The 23,598-nt window shown below is 69.6% G+C and carries 14 protein-coding genes; 2 read left to right on the forward strand and 12 right to left on the reverse strand.

Annotation, left to right across the window (positions count from 1 at the left end):
• The first annotated feature begins 37 nt into the window (after positions 1 to 37).
• Positions 38 to 616: a lipocalin family protein gene (locus tag LQ772_RS08570; RefSeq protein ID WP_231325749.1), complete on the forward strand. Its 579-nt coding sequence runs from the start codon at positions 38 to 40 to the stop codon at positions 614 to 616.
• Positions 617 to 722: 106 nt separating this feature from the next.
• Here LQ772_RS08570 and LQ772_RS08575 read toward each other — a convergent pair whose 3' ends face one another.
• From LQ772_RS08575 to LQ772_RS08620, 10 genes are all read right to left on the reverse strand, one after another.
• A complete protein-coding gene (locus tag LQ772_RS08575; RefSeq protein WP_231325751.1) occupies positions 723 to 1,382 on the reverse strand; it encodes a ChrR family anti-sigma-E factor in 660 nt (219 codons plus the stop codon).
• Between the two features lie 5 nt (positions 1,383 to 1,387).
• Complete coding sequence (locus tag LQ772_RS08580) at positions 1,388 to 2,014, reverse strand: sigma-70 family RNA polymerase sigma factor (protein WP_425600842.1); 627 nt, start codon at positions 2,012 to 2,014, stop codon at positions 1,388 to 1,390.
• A 93-nt stretch (positions 2,015 to 2,107) separates the two neighbouring features.
• Positions 2,108 to 4,789, reverse strand: coding sequence for a malto-oligosyltrehalose synthase (treY, locus tag LQ772_RS08585; protein WP_231325754.1), 2,682 nt, complete (start codon positions 4,787 to 4,789; stop codon positions 2,108 to 2,110).
• Positions 4,790 to 4,970: 181 nt separating this feature from the next.
• Complete coding sequence (gene malQ, locus LQ772_RS08590) at positions 4,971 to 7,067, reverse strand: 4-alpha-glucanotransferase (RefSeq protein WP_231325755.1); 2,097 nt, start codon at positions 7,065 to 7,067, stop codon at positions 4,971 to 4,973.
• Positions 7,068 to 7,215: 148 nt separating this feature from the next.
• Positions 7,216 to 8,985, reverse strand: a complete 1,770-nt coding sequence (gene treZ, locus LQ772_RS08595) for a malto-oligosyltrehalose trehalohydrolase (RefSeq protein ID WP_231325756.1) — start codon at positions 8,983 to 8,985, stop codon at positions 7,216 to 7,218.
• The gene (glgX, locus tag LQ772_RS08600) at positions 8,982 to 11,165 is read right to left on the reverse strand and encodes a glycogen debranching protein GlgX (RefSeq protein WP_231325757.1); all 2,184 of its coding nucleotides are present in this window, start codon (positions 11,163 to 11,165) and stop codon (positions 8,982 to 8,984) included. Before glgX ends, treZ begins: the two co-directional genes overlap by 4 nt.
• A 133-nt stretch (positions 11,166 to 11,298) precedes the next feature.
• Entirely contained in the window at positions 11,299 to 13,476 is a 2,178-nt protein-coding gene (gene glgB / locus LQ772_RS08605; RefSeq protein WP_231325758.1) for a 1,4-alpha-glucan branching protein GlgB, read from the reverse strand.
• The gene (gene treS, locus LQ772_RS08610; protein ID WP_231325759.1) at positions 13,473 to 16,775 is read right to left on the reverse strand and encodes a maltose alpha-D-glucosyltransferase; all 3,303 of its coding nucleotides are present in this window, start codon (positions 16,773 to 16,775) and stop codon (positions 13,473 to 13,475) included. The genes glgB and treS overlap by 4 nt, the downstream gene beginning before the upstream one ends.
• Positions 16,776 to 16,944: 169 nt before the next feature.
• Positions 16,945 to 20,073, reverse strand: coding sequence for a maltotransferase domain-containing protein (locus tag LQ772_RS08615; RefSeq protein ID WP_231325760.1), 3,129 nt, complete (start codon positions 20,071 to 20,073; stop codon positions 16,945 to 16,947).
• Positions 20,074 to 20,186: 113 nt separating this feature from the next.
• Positions 20,187 to 20,402, reverse strand: a complete 216-nt coding sequence (locus tag LQ772_RS08620) for a DUF3606 domain-containing protein (protein ID WP_209618091.1) — start codon at positions 20,400 to 20,402, stop codon at positions 20,187 to 20,189.
• 212 nt (positions 20,403 to 20,614) lie between these two features.
• On the opposite strand from LQ772_RS08620, the gene LQ772_RS08625 reads away from it, so the two are divergent.
• Positions 20,615 to 21,424 (forward strand): NAD-dependent protein deacetylase, encoded by an 810-nt coding sequence (locus LQ772_RS08625; protein ID WP_231325761.1) that lies wholly within the window; start codon positions 20,615 to 20,617, stop codon positions 21,422 to 21,424.
• Between the two features lie 86 nt (positions 21,425 to 21,510).
• Here LQ772_RS08625 and tadA read toward each other — a convergent pair whose 3' ends face one another.
• Together tadA and guaA are read right to left on the reverse strand one after the other, a co-directional pair.
• Entirely contained in the window at positions 21,511 to 21,993 is a 483-nt protein-coding gene (gene tadA, locus LQ772_RS08630; protein WP_231325762.1) for a tRNA adenosine(34) deaminase TadA, read from the reverse strand.
• Positions 21,994 to 22,015: 22 nt separating this feature from the next.
• Entirely contained in the window at positions 22,016 to 23,596 is a 1,581-nt protein-coding gene (gene guaA, locus LQ772_RS08635; RefSeq protein ID WP_231325763.1) for a glutamine-hydrolyzing GMP synthase, read from the reverse strand.
• Positions 23,597 to 23,598 lie beyond the last annotated feature (2 nt).

Consider the following 23,598-nt stretch of genomic DNA (forward strand, 5'->3'; position numbering starts at 1 on the left):
CGGCCGGTCGTCCTCACCTTCCAGCAAGGGACCCGCGATGAAGTCACCCATGCTGTATTGCCTGCTGGCGGCCATCGGCCTGCCCGGGTGCACCCGGGCCGACCAGCCGCCGATCGCGCCGGTCGCCCACGTCGACGTGCCGCGTTACATGGGCCGCTGGTACGTGATCGCCGCGATTCCCACCCGCCCTGAACGGAACAGCCACAACGCCGTCGAGCTCTACCAGCTCACGCCCGACGGAGAGATATGTACCCGCTACGTCCACCGCCAAGGCGGCTTCGAGGGGCCGATCGACACCATCGGTTCGGTCGCCACGGTGGACGCCGATCCCAGCCGGGCGCGCTGGCACGTCCACTTCGCCTGGTTCTTCAAGACCCAGTACCTCGTCGCCTGGCTCGCGCCGGATTACGGACAGGTCATCGTCGCCCGCGACAAGCGCGACTACCTCTGGTACATGGCGCGCACGCCGCAGGTGCCTGCGGCCGACTACCAGGCGATGCTCACGCGGGTGGCGGCACTGGGCTATGACCCCGCGCAGGTGGTCAAGGTGCCACAGCGATGGCCGGACACCGGCGTGGCGCAGGCCATCGACGGTGCAATCGCCGATTGCCGATAGCCGGGCAATCGCCTGGCTCGCGGCGCACCAGCGCGAGCCTCCACCGGATCCGTCATGTCAACGCGCGCGCTGCGGAAGCTCGTGCCTGCCCGGAGAACGGCCGCGCCTAGAGCCCGAACAGCGGCTGCAGCGTCCGCGCGAACCAACCGTCGAAGCGCAGCGTGCCATCCAGCGCGGCCACGCAGATGCATGCCCCGCCAGGTGCGGTAACCGGCTGGTGCTGGATCTCGTCATCCAGGTCCGCCATGTCGCCAGGGGCGAAAAGCCCCAGGTGGTCGTTGTAGGCGCCCTGGAGAATCTGCGTCAGTTCGCTTCCGTGGTGGCCGTGCACCGGCATGCTCTTCCCCGGGCCGATGCGCAGCATGAACAGGTTGCCCTCGTCGACCTTGGCCCGGACCAGGTGGACGCCTGGCGCCAGCCAGCGCCAGCGCAGCCCGCTCAGCGACGGGCCGAAGTACGGATGCAGCGGTGCCGGCAGCGCGTCGGGATCATCCGCCAGGCTGGCCGGCGGCAAGAGAGAGGCACCCGCGGGCGCGGGCGTGTCGTCGAGCCTGGCGAGCATGGCCTGCCGCGCCTGTTCCGGCGAGGGCCGGTCGTGCTGCATCTCGATCAGGCCGCCGCCGATGCGTTCGGCCAGGCGCAACTGCTGACGGCATTCGGCGCAGACGCTCAGGTGCGCCGCGGCGACCACTCCCAACGCGGTAGGCAGCGCACCGGCGGCGTAGCTGAGCAGCGTCGCTTCACCCAGGTGATGGCGTGGATTCATCGGTCTCATCGGAGCTCGTTCTGCAGCTTGAGGAAAGCCCGGCGCAAATGGGACTTGACGGTCCCCAAGGGCATGCCGAGCTCGTCGGCGATGACCTGATGGCTCTTGGCTTCGAAGTAGGACATGCGGATCAATCTCGCCTGCACCGCGGGCAGCTGGCCGATGGCGCGTCGTATGTTGGCCTCCTCAGTGAGCGCCTCGGTGCCGGGCGGCTCGTCTTCGCCACCGGGGCCATCGAGCACGCCCATGTCTTCGAGATACTCCTGTGTCTGGCTCCACACCGGTTCCTTGCGGGTGCGGTCGATGAACAGGTTGCGGGCGATGCGGAACAGCCAGGTGCTCAGGCTGCTGCGCGTGGGGTCGTACTGCGCCGCCCGCTGCCACAGGCGCAGCAACGCTTCCTGGGAGAGTTCCTCGGCCACTCCCTCGTCGCCGCCCAGGCCCAGCAGGTAGCGGCGCAGCCGCGGCGCGAAGTAGTCGTAGATGTGCAGGAAGCTGTTGCGGTCGCGACGACGCGCCACCGCCTCCACCAGCACGGCCCAGTCGTGTCGTGCGGCGGATGGGGGTCTTTGCAAGGGTCTCGCAGCCTCGAAACGCGCCACCGTCTTGGTGGGGTAATCCAGGTCCATCATAGCCATGGTCGCCGGGGTGGTCGGCAACCTTTACGCAGCCTCGGGACGAATGGATGCAGGCAGGCGCTATCGGCGCTGCGCACCGGCGCTGGATCAGGAGGCCAGCGGTTCCAGCACGGCCATCGGCAGCGGCGACAGCCAGTGCGCGGGCGACAGCGCGAGGGCAACCGTTCCCTCGTGCCCGCCGAGCAGGTTGCGGTATCTGCCTGGAGCGACGCCCTGCAGACGTACTTCCCCCGGGATCAGCGCGGACGTCGCCGCGGCGTCCCAGCGCGGTTCGCGCGCGTCCAGCAGCACGCCGGCCGTGTGCCGCAACGCCAGCACGACGATCGCATGCCCGTCGAGCTTGCGCTGGAACGCCAGCAACCGATCCTCGGCGGCGCCCCCGGGTTTCTCCACCGTCAACTGGCGGTAGCAGCCCTGCGCGAACAGGGACGGATGGCGGGCCCGCAACTGAAGCAGTTCCTGGAGCACGCGCTGCTTGAGCGCACCATCGCGCCATCGGTCGATCAGCCCCTCCCACGGAGCGTCGCTGGCCAGCGCCGCACGGCGCGCGTCGAAGTTGACCGGGTGGCGGTTGTCCGGATCGACCAGGCTGAAATCCCAGAACTCGGTGCCCTGGTAGGTGTCCGGCACGCCAGGCGTGGTCAGCCGCAGCGTCGCCTGCACCAGGCTGTTGGCGGCGCCCGCGGCCTCGATGCGCTGCACGAAGGCGTGCAGTTCCGTGGCGAATCCGTTGGCAGGCTCCAGCAGCGCGGCAAGGAAAGCCTCGCAGGCATCCTCGTAGGGCTCGTTGGGAAGGCTCCAGCGGGAACGGCGCTTGGCTTCGCGCAACGCCTTGCGCTGCCACTGGGCGATGCGCTCGCCGAAGGCAGCCAGGCCTTCCCGATCATCCGGTGCGAGTGTCGGCGGCCAGGCGCCGACCAGGCTCTGGTAGAGCATGTACTCATCGGCCGCGGACGGCGCCTTGCCGCCATCGATCGCCACGCGCAGGCCGGCATGGCGGTCGCGCCAGCGCTCCACCGTGCCGGCCCAGTGCGGCGCCACGGCGGCCTGCGAGAGCACCGCCAGGCGGGCGCGTGCATCCTCGCCGCGCTTGTGGTCGTGAGTGGCGGTGGCGAGGAGGTTGTGCGGATAGTCGCGTGCGCGCTCGGCGCACAACGCGTGGAAGGTGGGGATGTCCAGCGCCAGGTGACCCGGATCGGCGCCGACCTCGTTGCGCGAAAGCAGGCGGCCGTAGCGGTAGCAGGCGGTGTCCTCCACCGCCTTGGCGGCCATCGGTGAGGTGGCCTGCTGGAAGATCCGCATCGCACGTTCGCGCGCGTGCCGCACGCGGCCCGGCGGCAGGCCGCGCGGTGCCTGCCCACCCAGCCATGCGGCCACCTCGGCCAGCAGCTCGCGGTCCTCGATGCGCACGTGGTGGCGCGCGTGTGCGTAGGCCTGCTGGAACACGCCCTCGTCGACGGCATCGCGGCCCAGGCCGCCGGCGTAAGTGCGGTACACCGGGAAATGCACCAGCAGTTCGACCAGCACACGGCGGATCGCCGGCAGACTGACGTCACGGGTGGAGATGTCGGCGCGGGCGGCGTCGAACAGGGCCCGCGCGGTGCGGTCCAGTTCCGCTTCGAAGCTGTCGACCAGGATCTGCCGCCGCGCGGTGCGCGCCACCGTGGCGAAGTCGGCGCGCTCGCCGCTGATCGCCTGCCACAGTTCGGTCAGCATCGCCTCGCCGGCGCCGTCGTGCAGCAACGCGCCGACCTGGTCCATGAACTCGTAGCCGGTGGTGCCGTCCATGCGCCAGTCCGGGCGAAGGCGCTCGCCCTCGGCCAGGATTTTTTCCACCGCGAGGTAGGCCGGCCCGCGTGGCGCGCCGGCCGGACGCTGGCGCTGCAGGCGACGCAGGCGATGGCGAAGCTGGCGGCAATAGCGGTGCGGATCGGCCAGGCCATCGATGTGGTCCACGCGCAGGCCGTCGATCAGTCCTTCGGCGTAGAGCCGGAAAACCAGCGCATGGCTGTCCTCGAACACCCGCGTGCGATCCATGCGCAGGCCGACCAGTTCGTTGATGTCGAAGAAGCGCCGGTAGTCGACCATGTCGTTGGCGAGCTTCCACAGCGCGAGGCGGTAATGCTGCCGCTCCAGCAGGGCGTGCAGCCGGTGGAAGCCGGCCTCCTGCCTGCCGTCGTGCGCGGCCAGCACGGCCGAGAACTCCCCTGCCCCGCGCAGTGTGTCGAGCGTGGATGGCGAGAGCGGCAAGGGATGGTCGTGAACGCGCAATGCGTAGTCCTGGCCCTCGCGGTCCAGGCGCACGTCGCCGTCGCGCAGCGCCTGCGCGTAGGGCTTGCCGAGAATGGGCAGCAGCACGAGCCCGCGCACCAGCGGGTCCGGGCTGCGCCAGTCGATGTCGAAGTAGCCCGCATGCGGGCTGGCGCGGCCGTGGCGCAGCACGTCCATCCACCAGGCGTTGCCCGGGCCGGCGAACATGTGGTTCGGCACGATGTCCAGCACCAGGCCCATGCCGCGCGTGCGCAGTTTGCGCACCAGCCGATGCAGCGCCGGCTCGCCGCCCAGTTCGGGGTTGACGTGGTGGTAGTCCACGACGTCGTAGCCGTGCGTCGAGCCGCGACGCGCGGTGAACAGCGGCGAGGCATAGAGGTGGCTCACGCCCAGGTCGGCGTAGTAGTCGACCTGGGCGGCGGCATCGTCCAGCGTGAAGCCGGCATGGAGTTGCAGGCGCGCGAGCGCACGCGGCGGGACGGGCGCCGGGTCGCTCACGGCGAGGCCCTTCGGCTTCGCTTCGCGACACTCAAGCCAAGCCTTATCGCGCGTGTCTTGACCCCAAACCTCCTCCCTTCCTGGAAAAGGGCTTGGGGGAGCGACCGGGCTGGCGGCACATCTCGCGGCATGAGCCGTGCCTTTTCTTCCTGTGCGGCGTGCGCAACGAACACGTGCCCGCTCACGATGCGTCACGCGCTGCAACAACAGCGCCACAGCACGCCTGCGCAACCGCGCCGTCGAACAGCAGCGCGGCCGACTCGGGCAGTCGGCGACGCCAGTTCGGATGCAGCGCGTCGGTGGGTCCTGGCAGGTTGGGTTGCTCCGGCAACGCCAGCAGGTCCTCGGCCGGAATCACCACCAGCGGTGCCGGCGCGCGTGCCACGTGGCCGGCCGCGGCGATGGCCACCGGCGTCACATCCTCCGGCGAGGGCGGTCGATCCTCGTCCGGCAAGCCACCGGCGGCCTGCGCCGCGCCCGAAGCACACAGCGCACGCCACAGCCGGCTGCGGTCGAGCGCGCGCTCGGCGATCTCGTCCACGCCCGGCTCGGCAAGGCCGGCCCGCGCGCGCCATTCGATGTCGCGTCCGCTCCACCAGCCCGCGACCGTCGGCACGTCGTGGGTCGAGGTGGTCGCCATCGCGTCGGGTGACCAGTGCTTCGGTGCGATGAAGCCGCAGTCGGCCGCACGCTCGAACCACAGCACGCGGATGCCGAGCACGCCGGCCTCGCCGACGCGCCGGCGGAAGTCGGCCGGCACCGTGCCCAGATCCTCGCCGATCACCACCGCACGGTTGCGGTGCGACTCGATCGCCAGCAGCCGCAGCATGTCCTCGAAGGGGTACCGCACGTAGGCACCCTCGGTGGCGCCGTGCCCATGCGGCACCAGCCACAGGCGCTTCAAGCCCAGCACGTGGTCGATGCGCACGCCACCGGCATGCGCCAGCGCTGCACGCAGCATGGCGAGGTAGCCGGCGTAGCCGCTGCGCTTCAATCCCGAAGGCGAGAACGTGGTCAGCCCCCAGTCCTGCCCGTTGCGGTTGAGCAGGTCCGGCGGCGCGCCGACCGACAGGCCGTGCAGCAATTCGCCCTGGTGGCTCCAGGCCTGGCTGCCCCCGGAGTCGGTGCCGACCGCAAGGTCCGAGATCAGCCCGATCGCCATGCCCGAGGCGCGCGCCGCGTGCTGCGCATCCTCCAGGCCGCGCATCGCCATCCATTGCAGGAATGCGTGGAATGCCACCTCGCGGCTGTGCTCGCGCGCGAAGGTTGCGACCGCGGGGCTGGCCGGGTCGTGGTACTCCGAAGGCCAGGCCTGCCAGCCACCGGGCGTATCGTGCGCGCGGAAGTGCACCTGCAGTGCCTCGAAACGCGCGTGGCGTTCGAGCGCTTCGCCTTGTTCGCGGCGGAAGGCGCACAGCGCCTGGGTCAGTTTGGAGTCGGCGGTGGACCATTCGAACAGCGTGCGCAGCAGGGTCATGCGCGCACGCGCCGCGCGCGGCCAGTCGATCAGGTCCAGCCATTCCAGCTCGGCCAACTCCTGGCGCAGGTTGTGCGCATCGGTCACGGTGCGCAGCGCCGACGCGCCGCCCACGCGACCCGGGTCGACGTAGAGCGGATTGAGGAACAGTCGGCTGGAAGGCGCATACGGGCTGTAGCGCTCGGGCGCCGCGGCGAACAGCGCGTGCACGGGACTGATCGCCAGCGCATCGGCGCCGCGCGCGGCCGCGGCGCGGGCGCATTGCTCCAGCGCGGTGAAGTCGCCGATGCCGCCGTCACCCGGCCGGCGCAGGCTGGACAGCTGCACGGCCACGCCCCAGGGACGGCGAAGGGCGCCAGCGATGTCGCCCACGCCGAACGCGCGTGGCGGGGCGGCGGCGAGCGTGCATTCGTCCTCGCCGATCAACAGGCGGTAGTAGCCCCAGGACGCCGGCGCCCGCAGCATGCGTTCGTCCGCGGTGACGGTGCCTTCGTCGACCGCATTGCCCTGTTCGTCCTCGATGCGGTAACGGCGCGGTGCATTGGCCGACGGCAGCGGGAAGGAGTTGCCGGCGTCGGCGACCACCAGGCGCGGCAGTTGCGTGCCTTCGCGTTCGCGGCGCAACCGTTCGAGGCTGGCGTCGATGTCGGCTTCGTTCGCGCATGGCAGGCCGAGCGCGTCGAGCACCGCGCGCAGGGTGGGCGGGGCGACCTGTTGCGGACGGTCGTTGGCATCGCGCCACTGCACGTCCACCCCGGCCTGCCCGGCGAGCTCGGCGAGACGGGTGTCGAGGTCGCTCACGACCACGCTCGTGGGAATCTGCGCGAGCGCGCGCCGCGCCAGCAATCCTTGCAGGACGGGCAACGAAGACTGTGCCACGCGGTCGCGCTGCCACGCAGGTCGCGCGCTGGGTGTGCTCCTGTCGGGGCGCGGGGGATGACGCTGAAGCTCATGCCGAAGGTTCCAGGAAAACCAGGGTACGGGCGGGATCGAGGCGGCCTTCGGCCAAGGCGGCGATCGCCGACGCCTCGCCGTGCAACCATCGCGCAGCGGGTGTTGGCTTGGCGTCGACGTGTGCTGCGCGTTCGCCCAGGTTGCAGTAGACGTGCAGCCGCGCATCGCCCAATTGCCAATGTGCCTGCAACGCGCGCTCGCCGATGGCACGCGCGCCCAACGGTCGCGCCTGCTCCAGCCATGGCGCCAGGTGCTCGCGGCGCTGCGCCAGGAGCAGGCGGACCAGGGTCAGGCGTGCGACGCCCTCCGCGCTGGCGGCTTCGGTCGGATCCAGCGTGGATTCTTCGAAGGTGGCGGGCGCGTTCGGGTCGGGCACGTCGCCCGCGCCGTGGCCTTCGAACTCGGCGAATTCCTTGCGCCGGCCCTCGCGCACGGCGGTGCGCAGTTGTTCGCTCTGGTGGTCGGTGAAGTACAGGAACGGCCGGCGGCTGCCCCACTCCTCGCCCATGAACAGCATCGGCACCGACGGCGTCAGCAGCAACAGCGCATACGCCGCCTCGAGCTTGTCCGCATCGGTCAGGGCGGTGAGGCGTTCGCCCCGCGCGCGATTGCCGATCTGGTCGTGGTTCTGCAGGAAGTCGACGAAGCACAGGGGAGCCAGATGGGCGCTCGGTTCGCCGCGTGGCTTGCCGCGCATCGGTTCGCCCTGCCAGGCGAAGCCCTCGGCCAGGCAGCGCACGAGCTTGTCCAGCGGATCGTCGGCGTAGGCGCCGTAGTAGCCGGCGCGCTCGCCGGTGAGCAGGACGTGCACCGCGTTGTGGAAGTCGTCGTTCCATTGCGCGTCGAAACGATCCGGGCCAAGCAGGTGCGCCAGGTTGGCTTCGTTTTCCAGGATCAGGTGCACCTGTCGCCCGTCCGTCGCCGCGCGCACGCGGGCGGCGAGCGAGAGCAGCCATGCCGGGTTGTGCAGCGCATGCACCGCGTCCAGGCGCAGGCCGTCGAAGCGGTACTCCTGGAGCCAGTACAACGCGTTGTGCACGAAGAAGTCGCCCACTGGCGGCAGCGCCACGTCGATCGCCGCGCCCCATGGCGTCGGCGGGCCTTCGCTGCGGAAGAACGGCGAGGCGTAGGCACCCAGGTAATTCCCGTCCGGGCCGAAGTGGTTGTAGACCACGTCCAGGATCATCGTGAGGCCCAACCCGTGCGCCGCATCGACCAACGCCTTGAGCTCGTCGGGCGAGCCGTAGGCCGCCGCCGGCGCGAACGGCAGCACGCCGTCATAGCCCCAGTTGCGGTCGCCGGGGAACTGCGCAATGGGCATCAGCTCGATCGCGGTGACGCCCAGCGCCTGCAGGCGCGGAAGCATGGCCTGCACGCCGCGGAAGCCGCCGCAGGCGCCCACGTGCAGTTCGTACACCACGGCCTCGCGCCACGGTCGCCCGCACCAGTCGGCGTGTCGCCAGTCGAACGTGACCGGATCGACCACGACGCTGGCGCCGTGTACGTCGCCCGCCTCCTGCAGCCGCGAGGCGGGGTCGGGAACGCGCAGGTCCTTGCCGACGTGGAAGCGATAGCGGGTGCCGGCAGGCGCCTCGCGGATGCACTCGTGCCAGCCATCGTCCAGTGCGCGCATCGGCTGGGTGGCTATCGATCCGAGTTCCAGCTGCACTTGCGCCACATCGGGCGCCCATAACCGGAAGCGCGTGCGTCCGTCGCCATGCAGTTCGGCGCCGTAGGGCATGGCGTGGTGGAAGCGCGCGCTCATGCACCGTCCTGCCGCGGCGCGGCGGAAAGCAGCATGACGCTCAGTCCCTTGAGTTCGAGCGTGGGCTCCTCGACGTTGCGCTCGGGCGCTTCGGGGTTGCCGGTGTCGATGCGCAGGCGCCAGGGCAACTTCGGCTCGGGAAGCGCGAAGGCGTGGGGCTCGCCGGTGCCGTTGATCAACAACAGGGTCACGTCGAGGTGGCGCTTCCCCTTGGGCAGCGCGCGGCGGAGCATCAGCAGGCGGCCCTGGGCATCGTTCCAGTCGCTCTGCTTCATGGCGCTGGCGCGTTCGTTGTACCAGGACACCGGCGCCAGGCCCGGCAGGAGGTCGGCGCCGCCGTGCATGAAACAGTCCGCGCGCAGGGTCGGGTGCTGCTCGCGCAGGCGGATCAGCCGCGCGACGAAGTCGATGAGCGCACGGCCGCCGTCGGATTGCGCCAGCTTCCAGTCGAGCCAGGAGATCTCGTTGTCCTGGCAGTAGGCGTTGTTGTTGCCGCCTTGGCTTCGGCCGAACTCGTCGCCGCCCAGCAGCATGGGTGTGCCATGCGAGAACAGCAGCGTGGCCAGCATGGCGCGTTTGGCGCGGCCGCGCGCGTCGAGGATGGCGGCGTCCTCGGTCGGGCCCTCGGCGCCGTGGTTGTTGCTCTCGTTGTCGTTGGCGCCGTCGCGGTTGTCCTCGCCGTTGGCCTCGTTGTGCTTCTGTTCGTAGCTGACCAGGTCCTGCAGGGTGTAGCCGTCGTGCGCGGTGACGAAGTTGACCGAAGCCCATGGACGCCGGTGCTGGTGGTCGAACAGGTCGGCCGAGCCCTGCAACCGGCCGGCGAGCGCGCCGCGCAGTCCATCGTCGCCTTTCCAGAAGCGACGCACGTCGTCGCGGAACTGGCCGTTCCACTCGCCGAAGCCGGGCGGATGGTTGCCCAGCTGGTAGCCACCGGGACCGACGTCCCACGGCTCGGAAATCAGCTTCACGCCGTTGAGCACCGGGTCCTGGCGCATGGCGTCGAACAGGCCACAGTTCGGATCGAAGCCGTTCGCCTCGCGGCCCAGCGTGACGCCGAGGTCGAAGCGGAACCCGTCGATGTGGAAGTTCTGTACCCAGTAGCGCAGCGAGTCCATCACCAGTTGCAGCACGCGCGGATGCGCGGTGTTGACGGTGTTGCCGGTACCGGTATCGTTGATGCAGTGGCGCGGATCGTCCGGCAGCAGGCGGTAGTAGCTGGCGTTGTCCAGTCCACGGAAGCTCAGCGTGGGGCCCAGTTCGCTGCCCTCCCCGGTGTGGTTGTAGACGACGTCGAGGATCACCTCGATGCCTGCCACGTGCAGCGCCTGTACCGCGGCGCGCAACTCGTTGAGCGCGCCCTCCGCCATGTACGAGGGTTCGGGCGCGAAGAACGCCAGCGTGTTGTAGCCCCAGTAGTTGCGCAGCTTCATTTCGGTCAGGCGCCGGTCCTGCACGAAGGCGTGGATCGGCAGCAGCTCGATCGCGGTGACGCCCAGGTGCACCAGGTGGTCGATCACGTAGGGATCGGCCAGCGCCAGGAAGGTGCCGCGCTCGTGCGGGCGGATGCGCTTGAGCGTGCGGGTCAGGCCCTTGACGTGCGCCTCGTAGACGATGGTTTTCGACCAGGGCGTGCGCGGGCGGTGCGTGCGCCCTTCCCAGTGCATCGGCTCATCGACCACTACCGCCTTGGGCATCGCCGCGGCGCTGTCGCGGCGGTCGAAGGACAAGTCCGCGCGCGGCGAGGACACGCGGTAGCCGTGCAACACGTCCGACCAGCGCAACTGCCCGGCGAGCTGGCGCGCGTAAGGATCGAGCAGCAGCTTGTTCGGGTTGAAGCGGTGGCCCTGCTCCGGCTCGTACGGACCGTAGGCGCGGTAGCCGTAGAGCTGCCCGCCGCGCAGGCGCGGCAGATAGCCGTGCCAGATCTCGTCGGTGCACTCGGGCAGTACGTAGCGGGCGATCTCGCGCCGGCCGGAGGGATCGAACAGGCACAGCTCGATGCGCTCGGCGTGGGCCGAGAACACCGCGAAGTTGGTGCCGATGCCGTCGCAGTGCGCGCCCAGGGGATAGGGCGCGCCGGGCTGCATGCGTTCGGGGAGGGTGGGCATCAGCGTGTCTTCCGTGTCGGCGAATTCGCAGGAACGCAATCCGTGTGCGACCGCGCGGTTACGGCGTGGCATGGCGGCCGCGCACCTGGTGCGCTCCCACGAAGCCCAGGCAAGTCGGTGCAGGAGCGCCCCTGGGCGCGACCGCGCGGTGCCGATGAGGCTCGACGGTCGCGCCCGAGGGCGCTCCTGCAAACGTTCAGGTAGCTCATGGCTGGCCGGCCAGATAGATCACCGTGGCCAGCGGCGGCAGCGTCAAAGCGAGCGAATGCGACTGCCCGTGGATCGGCGCCGGCTCGGCGTGCGCCTCGCCCTGCCCCATGCCGGAACCGCCGTAGGCGGCATCGTCGCTGTTGATCGCCAGTTCCCAGCGCCCTTCGCGCGGCACGCCGATGCGGTAATCATGCAGCGGCGCCGGCGTGAGATTGCTCACCACCAGCGCCGGGCGCGCGCCCTCGGCGAAGCGCAGCCAGGCGAACACGCTGTTGCCGGCATCGTCGCCGATCGCCCAGCGGAACCCGCGCGGGTCGCTGTCCCAGGCATGCAGCGCCGGCTCGCGCGCGAGCAAGTGATTCAAGTCGCGCAACAGCTGCTGTACCCCGCGGTGGCGTGGATCGTCCAGCAACTCCCACGGCAGCTGCGCATCGTGGTTCCACTCCGTCGGCTGTCCCAGTTCGCCGCCAGCGAACAGCAGCTTCTTGCCCGGATGCGCCCACATGAAGCCGTAGTAGGCGCGCAGGTTGGCGAAGCGTTGCCAGTCGTCGCCCGGCATGCGGCCGAGCAGCGAGCGCTTGCCATGCACCACCTCGTCGTGGGACAGCGGCAGCACGTAGTGCTCCGAATAGGCGTAGACCATCGAGAAGGTCATCTCGTGGTGATGCCAGCGCCGATGGATCGGATCGCGCGACATGTACTCGAGCGTGTCGTGCATCCAGCCCATGTTCCATTTGTAGTCGAAGCCCAGGCCGCCCTCGGTCGGCGCGCGGGTGACACCGGGCCACGCGGTCGATTCCTCGGCGATGGTGAGCACGCCGGGATGGTGCTGGTGCACGACCGTGTTGAAGCGCTTGAGGAAGGCGATCGACTCGAGGTTCTCGCGACCGCCGTGGATGTTGGGCACCCATTCGTCGTGCTTGCGGCTGTAGTCGCGGTAGAGCATGGAAGCGACCGCGTCCACGCGCAGGCCGTCGATGTGGAAGCGCTCCAGCCAGGCCAGGGCGCTGCCGATCAGGAAGCCTGAGACCTCGTTGCGGCCCAGGTTGTAGATCAGCGTGTTCCAATCCTGGTGGAAGCCTTCGCGGGGGTCGGCGTGTTCGTACAGCGCGGTGCCGTCGAAGTGCGCCAGCCCGTGCGCGTCGGTCGGGAAGTGCGCGGGCACCCAGTCGACGATCACGCCCAGCCCCGCCTCGTGGCAGCGGTCGACGAAGCGGGCGAAGGCCTCGGGCGGGCCGAAGCGCGCGGTCGGCGCGTACTGGCCCAGCGGCTGGTAGCCCCAGGAGCCGCCGAACGGGTGCTCGGCGATCGGAAGCAGTTCGAGGTGGGTGAAGCCCATCCCGATGAGATAGGGAATCAAACGCTCGGCCAGCGCATCCCAGCCGGGCGACTCGCCCCGGTCGTCGCGCCACCAGGAGCCGGCGTGCAGTTCGTAGATGGACAAGGGGGCGTCCAGGCGCTGGCGTGCCGTGCGATCGGCCATCCAGGCATGGTCGGTCCAGCGAAACGGTGCGTCGGCGGCAACCACCGACGCGGTGGCCGGCGGCGCCTCGGCGGCCAGCGCCACCGGATCGGCCTTCTGCTGGACCGAAAAGTCCGCACCGAGGATCTCGTACTTGTAGCGAGCGCCGGCCCGAAGACCCGGTACGAACAGTTCCCACACGCCGTGCGGCAAGCGCAGGCGCATCGGGTGGCGGCGGCCGTCCCAGTGGTTGAAGTCGCCGACCACGCTGACCCGCCGCGCATTGGGTGCCCACACGGCGAAGCGGACGCCCACCACGCCGTCGCGTTCGACCGGGTGCGCGCCGAGCTGGCGCCAGAGTTCCGGATGCTGGCCCTGGGCGATCAGGTGCAGGTCGTGCTCGGCCAGCAACGCGCCGAAGGCGTAGGGATCGTCCAGCTCCTGCACCGCCGTCGGCCAATGCACGCGCAGGCGATAGGCGCCCTCGCCCGGCACCGCGCCGGCGAAGAGTCCATCGGCAACCGTCTCCAGCGAAGCGAGTACCCGGCCCTGTCCGTCGATCGCCTCGACGGCCTGCGCGCCGGGCTGCAGCGTACGCACCAGGCGCTGGCCCTCGACGCGGTGCGGCCCGAGTACGGCGAACGGATCGGCGTGGCGTGCCCGTAGCAGCGCACCCACCGCGCCGGGATCGAGTTGGCCCCGGCCGTTCACGGGGCCGCCTCGCCGATGGCGGCCTCGTCGGTCAGCCGCAGCAGGCCCTGCAACGGCACGCCGAGCCAGCCCGGCCGGTTCGCGGCTTCGTACGCGATTTCGTAGGCGGCCTTGTCGAGCAGGAACAGCTCGAGCATCGGCGCCAGCGCTTTGGCGCTGATCCAACGCACCGCCGCGCGCTCGAGCACCGCGACATAGGCGCCCAGGAACACCTCCGATGCGCGCAAACGGAAGCGTTCCAGGAACGGCGCGAACAATGGATCCTCGATCGGCGCCACGCCTTCCTCGCCGCGCTGCGCCACCGCGGCGACATAGTCCAGCGAGCGCAGGAAGCCGGCCACGTCACGCAGCGGCGTGGTCTTGATGCGCCGGTCTTCCAGCGGACGCGCCGGTTCCCCTTCGAAGTCGATCAACCAGGCGTCACCCTGCACCACCAGCACTTGGCCCAGGTGGAAGTCGCCATGCACGCGCGTGCGCAGCGCACCTGCGCCGTGTCGCGCCAGCGTATCGATGCGCTGGCACAGGGCCTCGCGGCGCGCGAACAAGCGATCGCGCTGCGCGCGCAGGCCACCGTCCTCCGGGTCGAGGCTTTCCAGGGCATCCAGCGCGCGCTGGAGTTGCGCGCGGGCGTCCGCGGCCCAGCCATCCAGGTGGGTGGCGTCGGCGGTTTCGGGCCGGAAGGCGTCGTCCTCGCTCGGCTGCGCGAGTACGGCGTGCAGTTCGCCCAGGCGCGTGCCCACCGCGGCGGCAAAGCTGTCGTAGTCCGCCAGGATCTCCGCGCGCGCCGCATCGTCCTCGGCGTGGCTGAACTCGTCCCAGGTGCGCTGCAGGTAATCCAGCGTCCATCGCCAGGCGTCGCCCTGGTTGCGCACGAAACCCTGCAGCACCGCCAGCGCAGACGGAATGCCGTCGGCCCCGACGTGCAGTACTTCACCCAGCAGCGGTGGCGTATTGGCGTACCCCACGCGGGTCAGGTGGCGGCCCATCTCCAGTTCCGGGTTGATGCCGTGCGCGATGTGCCGGTAGAGCTTGAGCATGCCGCGTTCGTGCACGATCACGGAGCTGTTGGACTGCTCGGCCGACAGCCAGCGGTTCTCCGCATCGGGCGGAAACTCCAGCGCATCGAACGCGGCCGTCGCGGTGAACTGGATCACCCCGCCGCGCTTGAGCGGCAGCTCCTGGCGATTGCGCAGCCCGCGCAGCAGGCCCGAGACGAAGGCATCGAGCACGAAGCCATCGGTGAGGTAGCCCACGCGCCGCCCGCGGCGTACGCGCGCCAGCGCCAGTTGCTGGGCGCGGGCGGGCGGGTTCTCGTCCTCCCAGATGATGCCCAGTGGCAGGCAGTAGCGTTCGATGCCGCCGTCGTTGAGGGTGGCGATGATCTCGGTGATCACCAGGTCTTCGCCACGGTCCGGCCAGGGCTGGCCGTACATCACGCTGATCGAGGCGATGCCGCGGTCCTTGGCGCCGAACCAGCGCCGCCGGCCCAGATAGGTGGGCAGCACGTCACGCTCCAGCGCGCCGCGGTGGTGCGCCATGACCGGGCCTTCCACCAGCGGGCCGCGCAGCACCAGCGTTTCGAAGTCCGGCATCGGCTCGGCCGGCGGCTGGTGCCACGCCGGCATCTGCGCGTTGGCGCAGAGCTGGAAGGCATAGAAGCCGAACGGCGGGAGGGTAAGCAGGTACGGCAGGCGCCCGATCGGCGGGAAGGAGGTGCCGCCGAGGATCTCCACCGGCACGCGGCCATCGAACACGCCCAGGTCGAGCTCCACCGCCTGCAGCGTGCGCGACATGTTGGCCACGCACAGCACCTGCTCGTCCTCGTACTCGCGCAGATAGGCGAGGATCTTGCGGTTGCCCGGGAACAGGAACCGGATGCTGCCGCGCCCGAACGCCCGGTAACGCTTGCGCACGGCCAGCACGCGGCGGGTCCAGTTGAGCAGCGAATGCGGATCGCGCGCCTGCGCCTCGGCGTTGACGGCCTGGTAGCCGTACAGCGGATCCATGATCGGCGGCAGCACCAGCTTGGCCGGATCGGCCTTGGAGAAACCGCCGTTACGGTCCATCGACCATTGCATGGGCGTGCGCACGCCGTCGCGGTCGCCCAGGTGAATGTTGTCGCCCATGCCCAGCTCGTCGCCGTAGTACAGCACCGGCGTGCCGGGCATGGTGATGACCAGCGAGTTCATCAGCTCGATGCGTCGGCGGTCGCGCTCCAGCAGCGGCGACAGGCGACGGCGGATGCCCAGGTTGATGCGCGCGCGGCGGTCGGCCGCGTAGGTCTCCCACAGGTAGTCGCGCTCGGCGTCGGTGACCATTTCGAGCGTCAGCTCATCATGGTTGCGCAGGAAGATCGCCCACTGGCAGTTCTCCGGAATCGCCGGGGTCTGCCGCATGATGTCGGTGATCGGGAAGCGGTCCTCGCGCGCGATCGCCATGTACATGCGCGGCATCAGCGGAAAGTGGAACGCCATGTGGCATTCGTCGCCGTCGCCGAAATAGTCCTGGGTGTCTTCCGGCCACTGGTTGGCCTCGGCCAGCAGCATGCGATCGGGATAGTGCTCGTCGATCTCCTTGCGGATCAGTTTGAGGATGTCGTGCGTCTCGGGGAGGTTCTCGTTGTTGGTGCCCTCGCGTTCGATCAGGTACGGCACGGCGTCCAGCCGCAGGCCGTCGACGCCGATGTCCAGCCAGAAGCGCATCACGCCGAGCACGGCCTTGAGCACCGCCGGGTTGTCGAAGTTGAGATCCGGCTGGTGCGAGAAGAAGCGATGCCAGAAGTACTGGCCGGCGACCGCGTCCCAGGTCCAGTTCGACTTCTCGGTGTCGAGGAAGATGATGCGGGTGCCCGAATAGGCCTGGTCCGTGTCCGACCACACGTAGAAGTTGCGCGCGGCCGAACCGGGCTTGGCCAGTCGGGCGCGCTGGAACCACGGGTGCTGGTCGGAGGTGTGGTTGATGACCAGCTCGGTGATCACGCGCAAGCCGCGCGCATGCGCGGCGGCGATGAAGCGCTTGGCGTCGCCGAGCCGCCCGTAGTCCGGATGGACGTCCTTGTATTCGGAGATGTCGTAGCCGTCGTCGCGCCGCGGGCTGGGATAGAACGGCAGCAGCCAGAGCGTGTTGACGCCGAGCTCCGCGATGTAGTCGAGCTTGTCGATCAGGCCCTGGAAGTCACCCACGCCGTCGTCGTTGGAGTCGAAGAACGACTTGACGTGCACCTGGTAGATGATCGCGTCCTTGTACCAGAGCGGGTCGCTGGTGAAGCTGCGCTTGGGGGTTCTGGGATGGGCGCTCATGCGGGGTTCCTTCCGGTTCGCTGCCACCGGCTCCCGCGCTCAGGCAGCGCTGGTTCCCGAGACCGGCCGCCGGTGCAGGAGCGCCCTTGGGCGCGACTGCGGGGCACCGGCGTGGCGTGGCAGTCGCGTCCAAGGGCGCTCCTGCATGTGGCGGCGGGCTGACGGGCGTTCATGCCTCCACCCGCCAGATCGCATAGGGCATGCCCTGCCCCAGCCAAACCTGCTGCCGACCGCCGCGCCAGGTCAGCGTCGCGTCGTGGATCAGGTCCTCGACGGTTATCGGCGTGTCCTCGCCCACGCCCCAGTCGGCCAGCGGCAGGTGCAAATCGGTCGCCTGCGCGTGGTGCGGGTCGAGGTTGATCGCCACCAGCACGCGATCGCGTCCGCGTGCCGTCTTTTCGAAGAACAGCACATGGTCGTTGTCGGCGCGCAGGAAGCGCACGCCCAGGTGGCTCTGCAGCGCGGGCTGCTCGCGGCGGATCATGTTGAGCCGGGTGATCTCGGCAATGATGTTGCCGGGGGCTTCCCAGTCGCGTGGCTTGATCTCGTACTTCTCCGAGTCGAAGTATTCCTCCTTGCCCGGAACCGGGATCGACTCGCACAGCTCGAAACCCGAGTACATGCCCCACAGGCCCGACAGCGTGGTCGCCAGCGCCGCGCGGATCAGGAAACCGCTGCGGCCGGAATGCTGCAGGAAGTGGGGATTGATGTCCGGCGTGTTGACGAAGAAGTTGGGACGGAAGAAATCGCGCGGCGGACCCTGGGCCAGTTCGGTCAGGTACTCGGTGAATTCCTGCTTGGTGTGGCGCCAGGTGAAGTAGGTATAGGACTGGCTGAAGCCGAGCTTGGCCAGCCGGTACATCGGCTTGGGCCGGGTGAATGCCTCGGACAGGAACAGCGTGTCCGGGTACTGGCTGCGCACGCGGCCGATCATCCACTCCCAGAACGGGAACGGCTTGGTGTGCGGGTTGTCCACGCGGAAGACGCGCACGCCCTCGCCCGCCCAGTAAAGCACCACGTCACACAGCGCCTGCCACAGCGACGGGATCGCGCCCTCTTCGTAGAAGTCGACGTTGACGATGTCCTGGTATTTCTTCGGCGGGTTTTCGGCGTAGCGCAGGCTGCCGTCCGGGCGCCAGTCGAACCATTCGGGGTGTTCCGTGAGCCACGGATGATCGGGCGAGCACTGGATGGCGAAGTCGAGCGCCAGCTCCAGCCCGTGCTGTAGCGCGGCGTCCCGCAACGCGCGGAAATCCTCGATGGTGCCCAGTTCGGGATGGATGTCCGTATGCCCGCCTTCGGCCGAGCCGATGGCGTACGGGCTGCCCGGGTCGTGCTCGCCCGGCGTCAGCGTGTTGTTGCGGCCCTTGCGGAAGGCGCGTCCGATCGGATGGATCGGCGGGAAGTACAGCACGTCGAAACCCATCGCCTGGATCGCTGGCAATCGCCCGATGACGTCGCGGAAGGTGCCGTGGCGCGCGGGATCGTCGGTAATGGAACGCGGGAAGAGTTCGTACCAGCTGGCGAACTGCGCCGCGCGGCGATCGACTTCCAGCCGCAGCGGCGGATGTTCTGCGGCGAACGCGCGCAGGTCGCCGTCGGTCATCGCCCGGGCGGTGTCCTGCGCGATCATCAGCCGATAACGCGCCTCGTCGTCTTCGGCCTTGGCCAGGGCGGCGGCCAGGGCGCGCAGGGCTTTTCGTTTCGCCGGTGCGGTGCCGGCTGCGGTCTGCTCGACCAGGTGCTGGCCTTCGCGCATTTCCAGCGCGATCGGCACGCCGGCGTCGTGCTTGGCGACGATCTCGTGGCGATAGCTCGCGTATGCGTCGCGCCACGCCTGCACGGTGTACTCGTGGCGACCCATGCGGGTGGGTACGAAGTGGCCGCGGTAGCGGTCGTTGCCCAATGGCTCCATGCGTTGCTCGTGCCACTGCTTCTCGTCCAGCGCGCGCCAGCGCAGCGCCACGGCGAGCTTGTCGTGGCCGTCCATGAAGACGTCCGCCTCGACCTCGACGACGTCGCCGACCACGCGCTTGACCGCGAAGCGGCCGTCGTCCACGCAAGGGTTGATGGCTTCGATGGCGATGCGCGGCGCCTGCGTGGCCGCGGCGATGGCCTGCTTGTACGCGGCGGCGCTGCCGCGGATGGCGACCGGCTGCGTGCGCGTGCCCTCGAGGAGGCGCGCCTCGCCAGGGCCCAGCATGATCGGCCCGGCCATGGGCGCGCCATCGGGAGCCGTCCAGTCGCCATAGTCACTGGCCGCACCGCCGGCGATGGCGCCCAGGTCTACCGGCGTCGCGGCATCCAGCCGCGCGTTGAAGAGCGACAGCCACGCGCGTTCGTCCTGGCGCCGCAGCACGCCGACCCAGGCATCGTCGATGTGGATCGCCGCCGGCTCGCGCGCCTGCTCGCCGAGGTCCCGCAACCAGTCGTTGATGGCGCGGATCTCGCCCGTCACATCCAGTGCCTGTTGCTCGTCGCGCGCGAAGCCGGCCGGCATCAGCCAGCCGGTGGCGCAGGCCGCGGCAAACCAGGCAGCGCGGCGGCGATGGTGATCGGCATGGTCGCGCTCGCCGAAGCCCCGGTCGGCGTCGGGATCGCCAAAGGGCGCCGCGGCACAGGCCAGCGGTGGCGCCACCTCGGCCACGCGACGCAATTCGCGACCGAGCCAGCCGGCGCGGAAATCCCACCACTCGGCCGAGCAGAAGGCGTAGTCGAAGGCGACGTCGGTGAGGCCGGCGAGCTCGGCGGGCGCCAGGCCCTGTGTCCAACCCAGAAACCGCGCCTCGGGCGCCTTTCCGCGCAAACCATCGATCAGGTGCGCCCACCACGCGGCAGGCGCCGCGTCGAGCGACAGCAGCCGCAGTCCCGCCGCTCCGGCATGCAGTGCCTCGCGCAGGCGCTCGCACCACCAGGCCAGCGCCTCCGGCGCCACCGCATCGTCGTGGAAGCGCCAACGCACGCCGGCCTCCGCCGCGGGGCGGCGCGGGTCGGGCAGCACCGACGGATCGGGCAGCGCGTGGAACCAGTCCGGATGTTCGGCTCGCAGCGGTGCATCGGCCGGCATCGGTCGCGCCACGTCCACGTCGAGCAGCAAACCCAGCCCGTGGTCCCGGCAGATGCGGGCCAGGGTGCCGATCGCGCTGGCGCCTTCGTCGAGCAGGGTCACGGGCGCGAGCACATGGTTGAAGCCGAGCTCGGCGGCATGCGTCAGCCAGCGCGTGCGCGCGCCGCTGTCGGCGGCGAACCCGGCGGGAAGACTGAAGATGCAAGGCGGCGCGGCCGCGTGTGCCGACATGGTGGCTCCCGGATTCGAGGATGGGCCTGCCGCGGCGGTTGCCGGGCGGCGCTTGCGCTGACCGCGGGCGCCGGACTGGACGGGCACGTCCGCTGTCCCCTGGCGCCGGGCCATCAGTCGCCGCGTCGGCGGCTGGCGCCGCGCGGCCTGTCCGCATGGCTGGCCTGCGGCCGGTTGGTGTACTGGCGCACCGCCTGGGTGTTGGTGCCGACCACGGCGATCGCCTCGCGCAGGTCGCGCTCGGAAATACGCAGCTGCTTGGACCAGTACCGCATCGCGAACGGATCTCTGTCGTTGATCGTGCTCAGGGTCCGGTCGGACTGGCTCATGATTCACCCGTGGCCGCGCGGTGCTGCGGCAGCGCTTGCATCTTGGTCGTCGCGCATTGAAGGCGCCGTCACGGAAAGATGAGGCAGTCGTAAAGCGTTCCGTGAAACCTCGCGTGGGCGCGCCCTGCGCGCCACCGCGAGGCAAGGCCGTAGCGCGCGGTTGCACACCAGTGCGCTCCTGCAAACAGCCGTGCGGCGGCATACTTGCCGGCATGCACCCTGCCCCGCTCGCCGGTTTCATCGACACCCATCCTCGCCTTTTCGTGCTGACCGGCGCCGGCTGCAGCACGGACTCGGGGATCCCCGACTATCGCGACAGCGACGGTGCCTGGAAGCGCAGCCCACCGGTGACCTACCAGGCCTTCATGGGCGAGGAATGCACGCGCAAGCGGTACTGGGCGCGCAGCCTGGTCGGCTGGCGCCACTTCGGCCGCGCCCAGCCCAACGGCACCCACCACGCACTGCAGCGGCTGGAGGCGCAGGGGCGGCTCGAACTGCTGGTCACGCAGAACGTGGACGGACTGCACCAGCGTGCCGGCCAGCGCCAGGTGGTCGACCTGCACGGACGGCTGGATGAGGTGCGCTGCATGGGTTGCGCGTGGCGCCAGTCGCGCGAGGCGTTCCAGCAGGAACTCGACCATCTCAACCCGGGCTGGGCCGAGCTCGATGCCGTCGAAGCGCCGGACGGCGATGCCGACCTGGAAGCGGCGCACTTCGGCGATTTCGTGATACCGCCGTGCCCGGCCTGCGGCGGCGTGCTCAAGCCGGACGTGGTGTTCTTCGGCGAGAACGTGCCGCGCGAGCGGGTGGTGCAGGCGATGCAGGCGCTGGAAGTCGCCGACGCGGTGCTGGTCGTCGGTTCCTCGCTGATGGTGTTCTCCGGCTACCGCTTCGTGCATGCGGCGGCGCGCGCCGGCAAGCCGGTGGCGGCGGTGAATCTCGGAAGGACGCGCGCCGACCCGTTGCTGAGCCTGAAAGTGGAGCAGCCGTGCGCGGAGGCGTTGGCGTTCCTGCTGGCCTGAGCCTGGCAGGCTTGCAGGGTGGGCTTCGGCCTGCCGTTCCGGCACCGCGGCGGTCGGCTAAACCCACTTTACGGTCGCGTTTGAACTTATCGCCGCGAGCGGAAGAATTCGCGCAACATCGCGCCCGACTCGGCCGCCAGCAAGCCGCCCTGCACCAGCACGCGATGGTTGTGCCGATCGGACACCAGCGTGTCGAACACGCTGCCGGCGGCGCCGGTCTTGGGATCGGTCGCCGCATAGATCACGCGTCCGATCCGCGCATGCACCAGCGCCATGGCGCACATCGCACACGGCTCCAGCGTGACGTAAAGCGTGGCGCCGATGATGCGGTGGTTGGCCAATTTCTCGCCCGCCGCGCGCAAGGCCATGATCTCCGCGTGCGCGGTCGGATCATGCAGGGTGATGTTGCGGTTCCAGCCCAGTCCGACGATCTGGCCTTCGTGCACCAGCACGGCGCCTACCGGCACTTCGTTCTCCGCATCGCGCGCGTGCGCTGCCAGCTGCAGCGCGCGGCGCATGTGCTGGGTGTCCTCGTCGGTGAAGGACACGGACGGTAGTTCGCTGTTCATCCGGACCGGAGGCGCTGCCGCCTCACTCCCACTCGATGGTGGCCGGCGGCTTGCCGCTGATGTCGTAGACCACGCGCGAGACGCCGCGCAGTTCGTTGATGATGCGGTTGGACACCTTGCCGAGGAACTCGTACGGCAGGTGCGCCCAGTGCGCCGTCATGAAGTCGATGGTTTCCACGGCGCGTAGCGCGATCACCCATTCGTAGGCGCGAGCATCGCCCACCACGCCCACCGACTTCACCGGAAGGAACACGGCGAAGGCCTGGCTCGTCTTGTCGTAGAGGTCCGCCTTGCGCAGCTCTTCGATGAAGATCGCATCGGCGCGGGCGAGCAGTTCGGCGTACTCGCGCTTCACCTCACCCAGGATGCGGACGCCCAGGCCGGGCCCCGGGAACGGGTGGCGGTAGACCATCTCGCGCGGCAGGCCGAGCGCCACGCCGATGCGGCGCACCTCGTCCTTGAACAGCTCGCGCAGCGGCTCGATGAGGCCGAGCTTCATGTCCTCCGGCAGGCCGCCGACATTGTGATGACTCTTGATGACGTGCGCCTTGCCGGTCTTGCTGCCGGCCGATTCGATCACGTCCGGGTAGATGGTGCCCTGTGCCAGCCACTTGACCTGGCCGTGGCCGGCTTCGGTGACCTTGGCCGACTCCTCGTCGAAGATCTCCACGAACAGGCGACCGATGATCTTGCGCTTGGCCTCGGGATCGGCCACGCCCTCGAGCGACTTGAAGTAGCGGTCGGCGGCATCGACGCGGATCACCTTGACGCCCATGTGCTGCGCCATCGTGGCCATCACCTGGTCGCCTTCCTTGAAGCGCAGCAGGCCGGTGTCCACGAACACGCAGGTGAGCTGGTCGCCGATCGCCTTGTGCAGCAGTGCGGCGACGACCGACGAATCCACGCCTCCGGAGAGGCCCAGCAGCACGTAGTCGCTACCGACCTTCGCGCGCACGCGCTCGATCTGGTCCTCGATGATGTTGTCGGCGGTCCACAGCGTGGCGCAGTCGCAGATGTCGACCACGAAGCGCCGGAGCAGCGCGCTGCCCTGCTTCGTATGGGTGACTTCGGGATGGAACTGCACGCCGTACCAGCGCTTGTCCTCGTTCTCCATCACGGCGACCGGGATGCGATCGGTGGTGCCGGTGATGGCGAAGCCCGGCGGCGCCTTGCTGACGTGGTCGCCGTGACTCATCCACACGTCGAGCTTGTGCGCGCCGGCATGGTCGGTGAGGCCATCGAACAGCCGGCTGCCGCCGGCGATGTCCACCTGGGCGTGGCCGAATTCGCGCTGGTCGGCCGCCTCGGTGGCGCCGCCGAGCTGCGCGGCCAGCGTCTGCATGCCGTAGCAGATGCCCAGGATCGGCAGGCCCGAATCGAACACCTCCTGTGGCGCCGCGGGCGCGCCCGGCAGCGTCGTGGACTCGGGGCCGCCGGACAGGATGATGCCCTTGGCGCCGAAGCCGGCGATCTGCGAGGGGTCGTGATCCCACGCCCAGATCTCGCAGTAGACGCCGAGCTCGCGCACGCGGCGCGCGATCAGCTGGGTGTACTGCGCGCCGAAGTCGAGGATGAGGATCTTGTCGGAATGGATGTTCTGCATCG

The organism is Frateuria edaphi, assembly GCF_021117405.1.
GTDB classification, from domain to species: Bacteria; Pseudomonadota; Gammaproteobacteria; order Xanthomonadales; family Rhodanobacteraceae; genus Frateuria_A; species Frateuria_A edaphi.